This window comes from Pseudomonas sp. RC2C2, from assembly GCF_018390435.1.
GTDB classification, from domain to species: Bacteria; Pseudomonadota; Gammaproteobacteria; order Pseudomonadales; family Pseudomonadaceae; genus Aquipseudomonas; species Aquipseudomonas donghuensis.
Window position 1 is genome coordinate 1,422,023 of the sequence record NZ_JAHBAX010000002.1, and the last position, 15,995, is coordinate 1,438,017.

Below are 15,995 nucleotides of genomic sequence, written 5' to 3' on the forward strand. Positions count from 1 at the left end.
CAATCGCGGGTCAAGCCCGCTCCCACAGGATTGATGCAGGCCTGTAGGAGCGGGCTTGACCCGCGATGAGGCCAGATGCCCTCATATCATTCCCAATGATAATAACCTTCGCCCCATTCGATTCGTCGTTAATAGTTCCAGATCGCAGAATCCGCCCACTATCAATAAATTGGCGGACTCCCCATGGAACAGTCACTCAAACCTTTGCGTTACCCCCTTGCTCTATTGGCTGTAGTGGTGATGAGTGCCTGCGGTCGCACCCCGGAGGCCGTGCAGGCACCGGCAGCGACCAAGGTCAGCGTGGCCAAGGTTCTGGAACAACCGATCAACGAATGGGACGAGTTCACCGGCCGCCTGGAAGCGCCGGAAACCGTCGAGGTGCGCCCGCGCGTCTCCGGGCAGATCGACCAGGTGGCCTTCACCGAAGGCGCCCAGGTGAAAAAAGGCGATCTGTTGTTCCAGATCGACCCACGTCCGTTCCAGGCTGAGGTCCGCCGCCTCGAAGCCCAACTGCAACAAGCCCGCGCCACCGCCATCCGCAGTGAAAACGAAGCCCAACGTGGCGAGCGCCTGCGCAGCAGCAACGCGATTTCCGCCGAGCTTGCCGAATCGCGCACCAGCGCCGCCGCCGAAGCCCGCGCCGGAGTCGCCGCAATCCAGGCCCAGCTTGACCTGGCCCGCCTGAACCTGAGCTTTACCCGCGTGACCGCGCCGATCAGCGGCCGGGTCAGTCGTGCCCAGTTCACTGCCGGCAACATCGTCACTGCCGACGTGACGCCGCTGACCAGCGTGGTCTCCACCGACAAGGTCTACGCCTACTTCGACGCCGACGAGCGCGTGTACCTCAAGTACACCCAGCTGGCGCGCGATGGCCAGCGCGGCCAGAGCACCCCGGTGTACCTGGGCCTGTCCAACGAAAGCGGCAACCCGCATCTGGGGCAGATGAACTTCGTCGACAACCAGGTCAACCCCAAGACCGGCACCATCCGTGGCCGCGCGGTGTTCGACAACACGGATGGCCAGTTCACCCCGGGCCTGTATGCGCGCCTGAAGCTGGTCGGCAGCGCCACCTACTCGGCGGTGCTGATCAACGATGAAGCGGTGGGCACCGACCTTGGCAAGAAGTTCGTGCTGGTCATGGACAAGGACAACAAGGCCGCCTACCGCGCCGTGGAGCTGGGGCCGAAGCTCGAAGGCCTGCGCATTGTGCGCAACGGCCTGAGCAAGGATGACCGCATCGTGGTCAAGGGCCTGCAACGGGTACGCCCGGGCTCGCCGGTCGACCCGCAGGACACGCCAATGGCCAGTGACGCAACCATCGCCGCCCTCGCCCAACAACGTCAGGCACTCGAAGCCAGCACCCAGGGCAAGGTCGTGGTCAACCCCAGCGTAAAACTTGCCAGTGCCTCGGCACCGCGCGGTTAAGGGATCAGTCCGATGAATTTTTCCAAGTTTTTTATTACCCGGCCGATTTTCGCCGCGGTGCTGTCGCTGCTGATCCTGATCGCCGGCAGCATCTCGCTGTTCCAGCTGCCGATCAGCGAATACCCGGAAGTGGTGCCGCCCACCGTGGTGGTGCGCGCCAACTTCCCCGGCGCCAACCCCAAAGTGATCGGCGAGACCGTCGCCGCGCCGCTTGAGCAGGCGATTACCGGGGTGGAGAACATGCTCTACATGTCCTCGCAGTCCACCGCCGACGGCAAGCTGACCCTGACCATCACCTTTGCCCTGGGCACTGACCTGGACAACGCCCAGGTGCAGGTGCAGAACCGCGTGACCCGCACCCAGCCCAAGCTGCCCGAGGAAGTGACGCGCATCGGTATCACCGTCGACAAGGCCTCGCCCGACCTGACCATGGTCGTGCACCTGACCTCGCCGGACAACCGTTACGACATGCTCTACCTGTCCAACTACGCCATCCTTAACATCAAGGACGAACTGGCCCGCCTGGGCGGTGTCGGTGACGTGCAACTGTTCGGCATGGGCGACTACTCGCTGCGGGTCTGGCTCGACCCGAACAAGACCGCCTCGCGCAACCTGACCGCCAGCGACGTGGTTGCGGCCATTCGCGAGCAGAACCGCCAGGTGGCTGCCGGCCAACTGGGTGCGCCGCCTGCGCCAGGGGCCACCAGCTTCCAGCTGTCGGTCAACACCCAGGGCCGCCTGGTCAGTGAGGAAGAGTTCGAGAACATCATCATTCGCTCGGGTGCCGATGGCGAAATCACTCGCCTGAAAGACATTGCCCGGGTCGAGCTCGGCTCCAGCCAGTACGCCCTGCGTTCGCTGCTGAACAACCAGCCGGCGGTGGCCATCCCGATCTTCCAGCGTCCTGGCTCCAACGCCATCGAGATCTCCGACGAGGTCCGGGGGAAAATGGCCGAGCTGAAGAAGGACTTCCCCGAAGGCATGGACTACAGCATCGTCTATGACCCGACGGTGTTCGTCCGCGGCTCGATCGAAGCGGTGGTGCATACCCTGTTCGAGGCGCTGATCCTGGTGGTGCTGGTGGTCATCCTGTTCCTGCAGACCTGGCGCGCCTCGATCATCCCGTTGGTGGCCGTGCCGGTATCCTTGATCGGTACCTTCGCGGTCATGCACCTGTTCGGCTTCTCGCTCAACGCCCTGTCGCTGTTCGGCCTGGTACTGGCCATCGGGATCGTGGTCGACGACGCCATCGTTGTGGTGGAGAACGTCGAACGTAACATCGGCCTGGGCCTCAAGCCCCTGGAAGCCACGCAAAAGGCCATGAGCGAAGTGACCGGGCCGATCATCGCCACGGCGCTGGTGCTGTGCGCGGTGTTCGTGCCGGCAGCGTTCATTTCCGGCCTTACCGGGCAGTTCTACAAGCAGTTCGCCCTGACCATCGCCATTTCGACGGTGATCTCGGCCTTCAACTCCCTGACCCTGTCGCCGGCCCTGGCCGCGGTACTGCTCAAGGAGCATCACGCACCGAAGGACCGCTTCTCGAAAGTACTCGAACGCCTGCTCGGTGGCTGGCTGTTCGGCCCGTTCAACCGCTTCTTCGACCGTGCCAGCCATGGCTACGTCGGCGCGGTCGGCCGGGTCATCCGCAGCAGCGGCATCGCCCTGTTCGTCTATGGCGGCCTGATCATCATGACCTGGCTGGGCTTCTCCTCGACGCCGACCGGTTTCGTCCCGGCGCAAGACAAGCAGTACCTGGTGGCCTTCGCGCAACTGCCGGATGCCGCCAGCCTCGACCGCACGGAAGCGGTGATCAAGAAGATGAGCGAGATCGCCCTCAAGCAACCCGGCGTAGCCGACTCGGTGGCCTTCCCGGGCCTGTCGATCAACGGCTTCACCAACAGCCCGAACAGCGGCATCGTGTTCACCCCGCTCAAGCCGTTCGATGAGCGCAAGGACCCGAGCCAGTCGGCCGCCGCGATTGCCGCCGCACTGAACGCGCAGTTCGCCGACATCGAAGACGCCTACATTGCGATCTTCCCGCCGCCGCCGGTACAGGGGCTGGGCACCATCGGTGGTTTCCGCCTGCAGATCGAAGACCGTGGCAACCTGGGTTATGAAGCGCTGTACAAGGAAACCCAGAACATCATCGCCAAGAGCCACAACGTGCCGGAACTGGCCGGGCTGTTCACCAGCTACCAGGTCAACGTGCCACAGGTCGATGCCGCCATCGACCGCGAGAAGGCCAAGACCCACGGTGTCGCCATCAGCGATATCTTCGACACCCTGCAGATCTACCTGGGTTCGTTGTACGCCAACGACTTCAACCGCTTTGGCCGCACCTACCAGGTCAACGTCCAGGCCGAGCAGCAGTTCCGCCTCGAAGCCGAGCAGATCGGCCAGCTCAAGGTGCGCAACAACCAGGGCGAGATGATCCCGCTGGCGACCTTCATCAAGGTCAGTGACACCTCGGGGCCGGACCGTGTCATGCACTACAACGGCTTCATCACCGCCGAGATCAATGGTGCCGCAGCGCCCGGCTACAGTTCCGGGCAAGCGGAAAAGGCCATCGAGAAGCTGCTCAAGGAAGAACTGCCCAACGGCATGACCTTCGAATGGACGGAGCTTACCTACCAGCAGATCCTCGCCGGTAACACCGCGCTGTTCGTCTTCCCGCTCTGCGTGCTGCTGGCCTTCCTGGTGCTGGCCGCCCAGTACGAAAGCTGGAGCCTGCCGCTGGCGGTGATCCTGATCGTGCCGATGACCCTGCTGTCGGCGATCACCGGGGTGATCCTGTCCGGTGGCGACAACAACATCTTCACCCAGATCGGCTTGATCGTACTGGTGGGGCTGGCGTGCAAGAACGCCATCCTGATCGTCGAGTTCGCCAAGGACAAACAGGCCGAAGGCCTCGACCCGCTGGCCGCGGTACTGGAAGCCTGCCGCCTGCGTCTGCGGCCGATCCTGATGACCTCGATCGCCTTCATCATGGGTGTGGTGCCGCTGGTGTTCTCTTCCGGTGCCGGTGCCGAAATGCGTCATGCCATGGGTGTGGCGGTGTTCTCCGGGATGATCGGGGTGACCTTCTTCGGTCTGCTGCTGACGCCGGTGTTCTTTGTCCTGATCCGCCGTTACGTGGAACGCAGCCAGGCCCGCAAAGCGGCGCGTGCGCTGAAGCTGGAGACTCATGCATGAACCGCAGTGTGAAACTCTTTATGCCCAGCCTGCTGGTCCTGGCCCTGGCCGCGTGTGCGGTGGGCCCGGACTACAAGGCCCCGGATACCGCAGCGGCGCAACTGAGCGCCGCCAACGAGCCGAGCGCCAAGGCTACATTCGACCGCAGCCGCTTCGAAAGCATCTGGTGGAAGCAGTTCGACGACCCGGTGCTGAACACGCTGGTCAGCCAGTCGCTGGACGGCAACCGTGAACTGCGCGTGGCCTTCGCCCGGCTGAAAGCGGCGCGGGCGATTCGCGACGATGTCAGCAACGACGCCCTGCCAACGGTGACCAGCCGCGCCAGCAGCGACCTGGGCAAGGGCCAGGTCCCCGGCCAGACCGAGGACCGGGTCAACAGCGAACGCTACGACCTGGGCCTGGACATGGCCTGGGAACTGGACCTGTTCGGCCGTATCCAGCGCCAGCTGGAAGCCAGCGAAGCCGAGCAGGATGCCGCCCAGGCCGACCTGCAGCAGTTGCAGGTCAGCCTGATCGCCGAGCTGGTCGACGCCTACGGCCAGCTACGCGGTGCACAGTTGCGCGAGAAGATCGCCCTGGCCAACCTCAAGACCCAGCAGGATTCGCGTGGCATTACCGAAACCCTGCGCGACGCCGGGGTCGGCAACGACCTTGACGTGGTGCGTGCCGATGCCCGCCTGGCGGCGGTCGAAGCCAGCGTGCCGCAACTGCAGGCCGAACAGGTGCGGGCGCGCAACCGCATCGCCACCCTGCTCGGCCAGCGCCCGGACACCCTGGCGGTGGACCTGTCACCGGCGCAACTGCCGGCCATTGCCAAAGCGCTGCCGGTGGGTGACCCGGGCGAGCTGCTCAAGCGCCGCCCGGATATCCGCAGCGCCGAACGCCAACTGGCCGCCGCCACCGCCAACATCGGCGTGGCCACGGCCGACCTGTTCCCACGGGTCAGCCTCAGCGGCTTCCTGGGCTTTACCGCCGGGCGCGGTTCGCAACTGGGCTCGTCAGCCGCCAAAGCCTGGGCCCTGGGCCCGAGCATTACCTGGGCGGCCTTTGACCTGGGCAGCGTGCGCGCCCGTTTGCGCGGCGCCAATGCCGATGCCGAGGGCGCGCTGGCCAACTATGAACAGCAGGTGCTGCTGGCCCTGGAAGAGTCGGAAAACGCCTTCAGCGACTACAGCAAACGTCAGCAACGCCTGCTGGCCCTGCTGCGCCAGAGCGAAGCCAGCCGCAAGGCGGCGGAGCTGGCTTCGATTCGCTACCGTGAAGGTACGGTCGATTACCTGGTGCTGCTCGACGCCGAACGCGAACGCCTGAGCGCCGAAGACGCCCAGGCCCAGGGTGAAGTCGACCTGTACCGCGGCATTGTCGCCATCTACAAGGCCCTCGGTGGTGGCTGGCAGGCCGAGAGCGTGGCGGCGGTGAACTGATTCAATAGCTCCTTTGGTTGGTTTCTGACCGGCCTTTTGCCCCGCTGGCTCACGCTGGCGGGGCTTTTTTGTGTCTGACGATTCCAGGGGCTGCTTTGCAGCCCATCGCTGGCAAGGCCAGCTCCCACAGGTGCTGCATACGCTGGACCTTGCCGGCGATGCAGTCAGCGCATAACCACGCTTTGCATTTGACGCCACCGGCCCTCGTGACCCAAGCTCAACCCTTTGCAGCCGCGACACGCTTCGGATTCACCATGTCGAAACAGCGCCAGTACACGTTCATCAGCCTGACCCTGCTCATCATCCTGGGCCTTGGTGGCTATTTCTGGCGTGACGACAGCCCGGCACCGGCACCGGCCCTCAAGCACAGCTACACCAAGGCGCTGACCATGGCCCATGACGGCCAGCCAGGCGCTGCACGGGTGCTTTACCAGCAACTGGGGCGCGCTGACCTGTCGCCTATCCGCCGCGCCAGCCTGTACGCCGAACTGCCCAACTACCCCTCGCCCCTGGCCCTGAAACTGGCCAGCCGCGACCTGCAGCACGACGATCCGCTGGTGCGCCGCGCCGCCATTGCCAGCATTCAGGCGATGCTGCCCGGCGCCCAGCGCAGCCTGGTACTCGGCCCCTTGCTCGACGATGACGAGCAAAGTGTGCGTTTCGCGGTGGTCGATGCCTTGCTCGGGCTGGGCCCGGATGACATTGGCCTGTACTTTGGCCCGCTGCAGGAGGTGCTGGAGCAGTATCAGCAGGTCTTGGCCCGGCGTGACGACGATGCCAGCGCGCAGTTGCACCTGGCTCAGCTGTACCTGCACGAAAACAGCTACCAGGAGGCCGCACAAGCACTGCAGCGCACCTTGCAACTGGCCCCGGACAATCTCGATGCACTGGCCGCCCAGGTCCAGTTGCTGGAGCGCCAGAATCAGACCGATGCCTCGCGCCAGGTGTTGGCCAAGGCCTTGCAACAACGCCCGGGTTCAGCCTTCCTGCAACATGAACTGGGCCGCTGGCTGCTGCGCCATGGCCAGGACGAGTACGCCCTGCTGGCCTTCGCCCGGGCCCTGGAGCTGGAACCGGAGAACAACGACTACCGCTACACCCTGGCCACCAGCCTGCACCAGCTGGAGCAGGTCGATGCCGCACAAAAGCAGCTGGAGACCATCCTTGCCCGGCAACCGGCCAATCGCAAGGCGCGGGTGCTGCTGATCGAGTACTGGAAAGAAACCGGCCAACTGCAGAATGTGCAGGTATTGCTGGCCCAGCTGGAACAGCAGAACCCGGACGACCCGCTGGTGCAACAAGGTCTTTGACCCGCTTCGACAACCGTCCGCCACCCCGGTTGAACCCCCCGGCAACCCCTGTGGTCCAGAGATAGTGCGAGGACAGCAGGCACCCACAGTGCTTGCCTGAGCGTTATCAACGGAGGCCACCCGTGGGCAATGCGTTAGCCAATGCCGAACGAGCACTGATTCCGGCACCGGTGCAGCTCAGCCAGCTGACCCGGCCTCTCTACCTTGGCAAGGGTCGTCGGCCATGAGCCGGATGGAATCAACCAGCCCTCTTGCTGCGGCGCCGGCAGTGCATCGGGTACGGGTGTTGACGGTCAACGCGCACAAGGGCTTCAGCCCGCTGAACCGCCATTACGTGTTGCCCGAGCTGCGTGAAGCGGTGCGCAGCGAGAACGCCGACCTGGTGTTCCTTCAGGAAGTGCTGGGCAGCCACCGCCAGCACGGCCTGCGCCACCGCAACTGGTCGCAGGTACCGCAGTACGAGTTTCTCGCCGACAGCCTCTGGCCGGTGTTCGCCTATGGCCGCAACGCCGTGTACCCGCAAGGCGAACACGGCAATGCCCTGCTGTCCAAGTTCCCGATCCTGCGCCACGACAATCTCGATGTCAGCGTCCACGGCACTGAGCAACGTGGCCTGCTGCATTCGGTCCTGGCGCTGCCGGCGGAGACCGAACTGCACACGGTGTGCGTGCATCTGGGCCTGGACGAACGCCAGCGCCAGCAACAGTTGCGCCTGCTCTGCGCGCTGCTGCACAGCCTGCCCGGCGATGCCCCGGTCATCGTTGCCGGCGACTTCAACGACTGGCGCCAGCGCGCCGATGGGGTGCTGCTCGAGTGCGGCCTGCGGGAAGTCTTCAGCCAGGCATATGGCCAGCCGGCGCGCAGCTTTCCGGCGCGCTGGCCGCTGCTGTGCCTGGACCGCATCTACCTGCGCAACGCCCGCGCGCATGCGCCCAAGGTCATGGCCCGCAAGCCCTGGACCCACCTTTCCGATCACCTGCCATTGGCAGTGGAGGTGCTCCTGTGAACAACCAATGGCGACCCGACAACCAGGTGCAGTTGCTGATCAACGGTGAAGACTATTTCGCCAGTGCCTTTGCCGCCATTGAACAGGCGCGCGTGGAAATCCTCCTGGAAACCTTCATCATCTTTGAAGACAAAGTCGGCAAGCAGCTGCAGCAACTGTTGATCGCTGCAGCCAAGCGCGGGGTCAAGGTCGAGATGCTGGTCGACGGTTACGGCACCGCCGACCTGAGCGTCGACTACCTGCGCGAACTCAGCGACGCCGGCGTTCACCTGCAGGCGTTCGACCCGAGCCCGAAACGCCTGGGCCTGCGCACCAACCTGTTTCGCCGCCTGCACCGCAAGATCCTGGTGGTCGACGGCGAGGTCGGCTTTGTCGGCGGCATCAATTATTGCGCCGATCACCTGGCCGACTTCGGACCGATGGCCAAACAGGACTACGCGGTACAGGTGCGCGGGCCGATCGTCGCCGACCTGCAGCGCGCTACCCTGCGCTTGCTGGAACAACACAGCGCGCTCAAACCGGGCAGCCGGCGCTGGTGGCAACGGCGGGTGCCGATCGCCCCGGACAGTGATCAGGCGAGCATGACCCTGTGCATCCGCGATAACCAGGATCATCCCAATGACATCGAGCAGCACTATCTGCGGGCGTTGAACGGTGCGCGCGAACGGATCACCATCGCCAATGCTTATTTCTTTCCCGGTTACCGGCTGCTACGGGCGATCCGCAATGCCGCCCGCCGCGGCGTGAGGGTCACCCTGGTGCTGCAGGGCGTGCCCGACATGCCCTGGGTGCGAATGTGCTCGCGCTTGCTGTACAACTACCTGATCAGCGACGGCGTGCGGATTTTCGAGTACTGCGAGCGGCCCTTGCACGGCAAGGTGGCGCTGGTGGACCGGCACTGGTCGACGGTCGGTTCCAGCAACCTCGACCCCCTGAGCCTGGCCTTGAACCTTGAGGCCAACCTGATCATCCGCGATGAGACCTTCAACACCCGCCTGCACGAGCACCTGCAGGAGCTCACCGCCCATCGCTGCAAAGCGGTCAGCCTGAAACGCGTGCTGCGCGGCTACTGGTGGCGGGCGCCGCTGATCTTCCTGACCTTTCACTTCATCCGCCATTTTCCGGCCCTGATTGGCTGGCTGCCGGCCCATGTACCACGGCTCAAACCGCTGTACGAAGGGCACGAACTACCGGGAAAACCGACATGAACAAGCACCGGAAGCGCTGGCGCCGTGCGCGGCAGGCACTGACCCTGGCGTTTTTCATCCTGGTGCCGGTGTTGCTGTTCAGCGTGCTGAAAAACCTCGACTGGCAGGAAGTGCACCAGGCCTTGGCCGCCTATCGCTGGAGCACGTTGGCGTTGGCCGCTGGCGTGACCCTGGGCAGCTTTGCCCTGTTCAGCAGCTTCGACCTGCTCGGGCGCCACTACACCGGGCACCACCTGCCGGCCCGTCAGGTGCTGCCGCTGGCGTTCGTGTGCTACGCCTTCAACCTCAACCTCAGCGCCTGGGTCGGTGGCATCGCCCTACGTTACCGCTTGTATACCCGCCTCGGCCTGAAGGTCTCGACCATTACCCGGGTGCTCAGCCTGGGGCTACTGACCAACTGGGTGGGGTACTGCGTGGTGGCGGGTAGCTTGTTTGTGTGCGGGCTGCCCAGATTGCCGGCCGGCATGGAGATCGGCAATACCGGCCTGCGCCTGATCGGCGCGCTGCTGTTGCTGGTGGCGGTGATCTATTGGCTTGCCTGCGGGTTCGCCACCCGTCGTACCTGGCGCTTGCGCCAGCATCAGATCAGCCTGCCGGGCATCCGCCTGGCCACGCTACAAATGCTGATGGGCGCCTGCAGCTGGTCGTTGATGGCGCTGGTGGTGTTCACCCTGCTGCCCAAAGGGGCAGACTATCCGACCCTTCTGGCGGTGCTGATGATCAGCAGCATTGCCGGGGTCATTACCCATATTCCGGCCGGGCTCGGTGTGCTTGAAACAGTGTTTCTCTCCCTGCTGCACGGGAGCTACGGCAAAGGTACGCTGCTTGCGGCATTGATTGGCTATCGGGCGATCTACTTTCTGCTGCCGCTGCTGATTGCCACACTGACGTACCTGGTGCTCGAGCACCTGGCCAGTCAGCGCAGCACCGGGGACAGGTCGCAAACCAGCGGCTGAACCGGTGCCAGCATCTCCTGCACCTGGTGGACCAGGTCTTGCAGGGAAAAAGGCTTGGTCATCAGCGCAGAACCAGGCTCAAGGACTTGCTGTTCGGTCACTTCCTGTGCTGCGAAGCCGGTAATGAACAGTATCCTCTGCTCTGGCTGCAGCATGCGCAGGGCATTGGCCAGCTGTCGGCCGTTGAAGCCGCCCGGCAAGCCGATATCGGTGATCAGCAGGTCGACCGAGCCCAACGCCTGAAACTGCTGCAGCGCCGCATTGGCATCGCCCGCGACGAACACCTCGAAGCCTTCCTCGTCCAGGGCCTCCTTGATCATTGAACGCAAGCTGCTCTCATCGTCGACCAATAGGATGCGCTCGCCATTGGCCCGTGCGTAGGCTTTGCCAGAAGACTTGCCACGCGCGGATTCCGGCAGTTCGCCCAGGTAGCGTGGCAGGAGTATCTTCACCCGGGTGCCCTGCCCGGGACTCGAATCGATCCATACCCGCCCGCCCGACTGGCGGACAAACCCATAGACCATCGACAGGCCAAGCCCGGTGCCCTGGCCTACCGGCTTGGTGGTAAAGAACGGGTCAAAGGCACGCGCGACGATGTCGGCACTCATGCCTTGACCGTTGTCCTGTACCTGTAGCGAAAAATAGTCGCCCGGGCCCAGGCCATCTTCGCCCTCTAAGGGCAACTCATGGCGTTCGTTTCCGGTACTGATGCGCAGGCAGCCACCGGCCCCCATCGCGTCGCGGGCATTGATGCACAGGTTGATCAGGGCATTCTCAAGCTGAGTGGCATCGACCAGCACCCACCAGGGGGCAGGCTCGACCTGCACCTGCAATTCGATGTGCGTACCCAGGGTCTGCTGGATCAACCGCTCGATGTCCAGTACCAACTGATTGACACTGGCAGGTTTGGGATCGAGTGCCTGGCGCCGGGAAAAGGCCAGCAATCGATGGGTCAGGGACGCCGCGCGCCTGGTCGCGCCACGGGCGGCATCGAGGTAGACGTGCAGGTTATCCAGCTGCCCCTGGGCAATGCGCCGTTCGAGCAGTTCCAGGCTACCGCTGATGCTGGTCAGCAGGTTGTTGAAATCATGGGCCATGCCGCCGGAAAGCTGACCGATTGCCTCCATTTTCTGGCTTTGGTGCAGCAATTCTTCAGCGTGACGCAACGCCTCTTCGCGCTCGCGCTCCAGGGTGATGTCGCTGCCTACGGCGGTAAAACCAAGCGCCGAAGGCACCGCTGCCCAGTTGAACCAACGATAGTGCCCGTCTTTGTGACGCAAGCGACTGACCGTGTTTCCAGTGCCTTGGCCCGCGCGCAGGCGCTCAACCACCGACGCGACCTCCTGGTAATCGTCCGCATGGACCCAATTCATGATCAAGCAGCCCAGCACTTCGTCCTGGTGCCAGCCCAGGACCTGGGTCCAGGCAGGGTTCACCGCGCTGATCGTGAGGTCCGGCAGGACCATCAACATGATATCGCTGGACAGTTGCCAGAACTGATTGCGGTCAGCCGTGCGCTCCTGCACTTGGCGCTCGAACGTGTTGGCCAGATGACGCCATTGCTGTTCGGCCTCGACGCTGGCGGTGGTCTCGATCACCGTGTCGAGAAACCCCGCTACCGCCCCACGCTCATCGCGGATAGGGCTGAAACAGAAGGTAAAGTAGGTCTGCTCCATCGAACCGTTGCGATTGATCATCAACGGGAAGTTTTCGATGAAGATCGCCTCGCCGGACAGGGTGCGAAACACCAGCGCGCCGATATTGTCCCAGGCCTCGCTCCAGACCTCGTCAAAACCGCGCCCGAGCGCCTCGGGCTTGGCCCCGAGGATCGGCTTGAACGCATCGTTGTAGAGGGTTACCAGCTGCGGCCCCCAGATCAGGCAACCGGGAAATTTCGACGCCAGGAGCATGTCCACGGCAATGCGCAATGACGCCGGCCACAGGTGCAAAGGCCCAAGGGCGGTGCTGCCCCAGTCGTGATTGCGAACCTTGACACTCATCGGTACTGACATGGGCGAGCTCGGCTGGCGGTAAGGAGTTTGATGATCGGACCTAGACGCCGATATCTTCGTTCCAGAGTTCGGGGCGATCCTCGATGAAATCCTTCATCATTTTGACGCAGTTATCATTGTGCAGGACCTGCACCTCGACACCACGGGCCCTGAGCAGGTCTTCCTCGCCCATGAAGGTCTGGTTTTCGCCCACAATGACGCGCTTGATGCCATACAGCAGAATGGCCCCGCTGCACATCGGGCACGGTGACAGGGTGGTGTACAGGGTCGCCTGGGCATAGACGCTGGCTGGCAGACGGCCAGCGTTCTCCAGCGCATCCATTTCACCGTGCAGGATCGCACTGCCCTGTTGCACGCGACGGTTGTGGCCACGGCCGATGATCCGGTTGTCATGCACCAGCACCGAGCCGATCGGTATGCCACCCTCTTCGTGGCCCAGACGGGCCTCATCGATGGCCGCCTGCATGAACGCATCCACGGGTTGGGTCAAAGTGTTCATCCGCTTGAAGACTCCCTGTAGCAAAGCTGGCGATATCCTCGCAGGCTAGCATATCGCCGGCGGGGAATGGCATCCATGCCAGCCGCTACTATGCTGAACAGGTTTCTCCACTGCGATCCGGGCAGTCCGGATCGGTTCCGGAATCAGGGAGCGTTGCGATGAGCAAGAAGATACTGGTGGTGCTGACCAATACGGCCAAATACCCGACGCTGAAGCGCGCCACTGGTCTATGGCTGGGTGAAGCGGTGCACTTTGTCGACAAGGTCGAAAAGGCTGGCTACAAGGTCGACTACCTGAGCCCCGGCGGCGGCTATGTACCGATCGACCCGCACAGCTTGCAAATGGCGGCGGATATCGACTGGGAGTGGTATCAGAACAAGGCGTTCATGAACCGCCTGGGCAACACCCTGCCCCCCGGCGAAGTCAAGGCCCAGGACTACAGCGCCATTTACTATGCCGGCGGCCATGGTGTGATCTGGGACTTTCCCGACAACATTGAGCTGCAAACCCTGGCCCGGCGCATCTTCGAAGCCGGTGGCGTGGTGGCGTCGGTGTGCCATGGCGCCGTTGCTCTGCTCAATATCAAGCTCAGCGACAATACCTTGCTGGTCAAGGACCGCGAGGTAACCGGTTTTTCCGACACGGAAGAGAAACTGGCGGAACTGGACAAGGTGGTGCCTTACCTGACCGAAACCGAGCTCAAGGCCCGCGGCGGGTTGTACGTCAAGGCCGAAGAGCCGTGGCAAGCCTTCGCCATTGCCGATCAGAAGGAAGGACGCTTGATCACCGGCCAGAACCCTGCGTCGGCGGGCGTTGTGGCGGACCGGGTGATTGAAGCGCTGAAAAAGCGCTGAGTCGCTTGATTACACCGATTGTCGATTGGTACGTCGCGCAGAGTAAATCAAGCCTACAGTCGCTTCTGACTTCACTCTTTATGCTGACGCGTAACCACACGACCAGGAAGGTCGTTGTTACGTTCAGCATAGAGGTGCAATCATGGCTCCACCCAGTCTTGCCGGCCGTAGTCTGCTCGAATTTCTGCTTACCCTCCTGATCGGTCTGGCACCGGTCGCATGCGGGCTGTTGGTGCTGTCACTTCAGGTCGAGCGCAAACAGGAAGAAACCTCCGAATTGTCCGCCGTTGAAGCCATTTACGTCATTGACCGGGTAATCGATACCTTGCATGACGCCGCCGGTGCGGTACTCAGCCTGGCCGGACAACGCTGCGAGAGCGCTCTCCCCACCCTGCGCCAGCAAGCCTTCAAACAGCCCAACGTGCGCTCGCTGGTGCTGGTCAGGGAAAACCGCGGCTATTGCAGCACCCTGCTCGGCGACTTTGACGCGGCGGTGGACCCTGGCACTTTCTTCAACCAGCGCCTGCGCCTGGACCTGCGCAACGAAATCACTCCGGATGTTCCGGTGTTGCATTACCGTATCCAGGAATACCCTTTCGGCGTGATCGCCATCAGCGATGCCCGCATCCTGCAGACCGAGTTGCAGGGTTTCAAGAACGCCATCGTCCTGGTACTGCAATTCGGTAATGACTATATCTGGGCAACCGGCAATGGCAGCGCCTCGCAAGTGCCCGATCACAAGGAAAATCTCCAGCGCACGGTCTCGGAGAAGTATGGCTACACCGTGCATGCCGGCTACCCGGATGGTCATACCTGGCAGATGATCACCCAGGCCATGGCTTCAACCGCGCCATCATTGCTGCTGGTTGGCATCATCACGTCTGCGGTGGCTTATTGGGGTTTGTTCAGGCAACGCCGCAGGCCGTCGTCGCCGACTGAGTGATCACCCATACAAAAGGCCATTGAGCACACGCCCAATGGCCTTTTCAGTGACCGCCCAGATCAGTCGGTGCTCAGCACACCGCGACGCACCTGGTCACGCTCGATGGATTCGAACAATGCCTTGAAGTTGCCTTCACCGAAGCCATCGTCACCCTTGCGCTGGATGAACTCGAAGAACACCGGGCCCATCAGGGTTTCCGAGAAGATCTGCAGCAGCAGGCGCTTGTCACCCGCCTCGGACGAACCGTCGAGCAGAATGCCACGGCTCTGCAACTCGCCAACCGGCTCGCCGTGACCTGGCAGACGACCTTCGAGCATCTCGTAGTAGGTGTCTGGCGGCGCCGTCATGAAGCGCATGCCGAGTTTCTTCAGGGCATCCCAGCTTTCGAGCAGGTTGTCGCAGAGGAACGCGACGTGCTGGATGCCTTCGCCGTTGAACTGCATCAGGAACTCTTCGATCTGCCCGGCGCCCTTGGACGACTCTTCGTTGAGCGGGATGCGGATCATGCCGTCGGGCGCGGTCATCGCCTTGGAGGTCAGGCCGGTGTACTCGCCCTTGATGTCGAAGTAGCGGATCTCGCGGAAGTTGAACAGCTTCTCGTAGAAACCGGCCCAGTAGGCCATGCGCCCGCGGTAAACGTTGTGGGTCAGGTGGTCGATGATCTTGAGGCCGGCACCCACCGGATGACGATCGACGCCTTCGATGAAGTTGAAGTCGATGTCATAGATCGAGCTGCCTTCCTCGAAACGGTCGATCAGGTACAGCGGCGCGCCGCCGATACCCTTGATCGCCGGCAGGCGCAGCTCCATTGGCCCGGTTTCGATTTCCACCGGCTGGGCGCCCAGTTCCAGGGCTCGGGCATAGGCTTCGTGGGCATTACGCACACGGAAAGCCATGCCGCATACCGACGGGCCATGCTCGGCGGCAAAGTACGAGGCGACGCTTTTCGGCTCGTTGTTCAGGATCAGGTTGATGTCGCCCTGGCGGTACAGGTGCACGTCCTTGGAGCGGTGGGTGGCCACCTTGGTGAAGCCCATGATCTGGAAGATCGGTTCCAGGGCGCCCGGGGTCGGCGACGCGAACTCGATGAATTCAAAGCCCATCAGGCCCATCGGGTTTTCAAAGATATCAGCCATGCTCGTTTCCTCATCATCAAAGCGGGTAAA

General features: G+C 63.0%; 12 protein-coding genes. 9 read left to right on the top strand and 3 right to left on the bottom strand.

All coding sequences use genetic code 11. The annotated features are described in order from the left end of the window. Nucleotides 1-183 precede the first annotated feature (183 nt). The 7 genes from mexE to KHO53_RS25070 all read left to right on the top strand — a co-directional run bounded on the left by mexE (nucleotide 184) and on the right by KHO53_RS25070 (nucleotide 10,521). Nucleotides 184-1,425, top strand: a complete 1,242-nt coding sequence (gene mexE / locus KHO53_RS25040; protein WP_010223589.1) for a multidrug efflux RND transporter periplasmic adaptor subunit MexE — start codon at nucleotides 184-186, stop codon at nucleotides 1,423-1,425. 12 nt (nucleotides 1,426-1,437) lie between these two features. Continuing rightward, entirely contained in the window at nucleotides 1,438-4,617 is a 3,180-nt protein-coding gene (locus KHO53_RS25045) for an efflux RND transporter permease subunit (protein ID WP_036995144.1), read from the top strand. Beyond that, a complete protein-coding gene (locus KHO53_RS25050) occupies nucleotides 4,614-6,041 on the top strand; it encodes an efflux transporter outer membrane subunit (RefSeq protein WP_036995146.1) in 1,428 nt (475 codons plus the stop codon). Before KHO53_RS25045 ends, KHO53_RS25050 begins: the two co-directional genes overlap by 4 nt. Before the next feature lie 254 nt (nucleotides 6,042-6,295). Beyond that, nucleotides 6,296-7,351 carry a tetratricopeptide repeat protein gene (locus KHO53_RS25055; protein WP_010223592.1) on the top strand — a complete coding sequence of 352 codons (1,056 nt, stop codon included), beginning with the start codon at nucleotides 6,296-6,298 and terminating at the stop codon, nucleotides 7,349-7,351. Nucleotides 7,352-7,583: 232 nt separating this feature from the next. Beyond that, on the top strand, nucleotides 7,584-8,357 hold the full coding sequence (locus tag KHO53_RS25060; RefSeq protein ID WP_010223593.1) for an endonuclease/exonuclease/phosphatase family protein: 774 nt from the start codon (nucleotides 7,584-7,586) through the stop codon (nucleotides 8,355-8,357). Continuing rightward, on the top strand, nucleotides 8,354-9,565 hold the full coding sequence (gene clsB, locus KHO53_RS25065; protein WP_010223595.1) for a cardiolipin synthase ClsB: 1,212 nt from the start codon (nucleotides 8,354-8,356) through the stop codon (nucleotides 9,563-9,565). The genes KHO53_RS25060 and clsB overlap by 4 nt, the downstream gene beginning before the upstream one ends. Further along, nucleotides 9,562-10,521, top strand: a complete 960-nt coding sequence (locus KHO53_RS25070; RefSeq protein ID WP_010223597.1) for a lysylphosphatidylglycerol synthase domain-containing protein — start codon at nucleotides 9,562-9,564, stop codon at nucleotides 10,519-10,521. The genes clsB and KHO53_RS25070 overlap by 4 nt, the downstream gene beginning before the upstream one ends. On the opposite strand, the gene KHO53_RS25075 is transcribed toward KHO53_RS25070, so the two are convergent. Continuing rightward, complete coding sequence (locus KHO53_RS25075) at nucleotides 10,482-12,521, bottom strand: hybrid sensor histidine kinase/response regulator (RefSeq protein WP_213571179.1); 2,040 nt, start codon at nucleotides 12,519-12,521, stop codon at nucleotides 10,482-10,484. The two genes, KHO53_RS25070 and KHO53_RS25075, sit on opposite strands and share 40 nt — an antisense overlap. A gap of 52 nt (nucleotides 12,522-12,573) precedes the next feature. Further along, nucleotides 12,574-13,011, bottom strand: coding sequence for a nucleoside deaminase (locus KHO53_RS25080; protein WP_010223601.1), 438 nt, complete (start codon nucleotides 13,009-13,011; stop codon nucleotides 12,574-12,576). A 179-nt stretch (nucleotides 13,012-13,190) separates the two neighbouring features. On the opposite strand from KHO53_RS25080, the gene KHO53_RS25085 reads away from it, so the two are divergent. Continuing rightward, a complete protein-coding gene (locus tag KHO53_RS25085) occupies nucleotides 13,191-13,886 on the top strand; it encodes a type 1 glutamine amidotransferase domain-containing protein (protein ID WP_010223603.1) in 696 nt (231 codons plus the stop codon). 142 nt (nucleotides 13,887-14,028) lie between these two features. Next, nucleotides 14,029-14,829 carry a CSS-motif domain-containing protein gene (locus tag KHO53_RS25090; RefSeq protein WP_010223605.1) on the top strand — a complete coding sequence of 267 codons (801 nt, stop codon included), beginning with the start codon at nucleotides 14,029-14,031 and terminating at the stop codon, nucleotides 14,827-14,829. A gap of 59 nt (nucleotides 14,830-14,888) precedes the next feature. Here KHO53_RS25090 and hppD read toward each other — a convergent pair whose 3' ends face one another. Further along, a complete protein-coding gene (gene hppD / locus KHO53_RS25095; protein ID WP_010223608.1) occupies nucleotides 14,889-15,965 on the bottom strand; it encodes a 4-hydroxyphenylpyruvate dioxygenase in 1,077 nt (358 codons plus the stop codon). Between the last annotated feature and the right edge of the window lie 30 nt (nucleotides 15,966-15,995).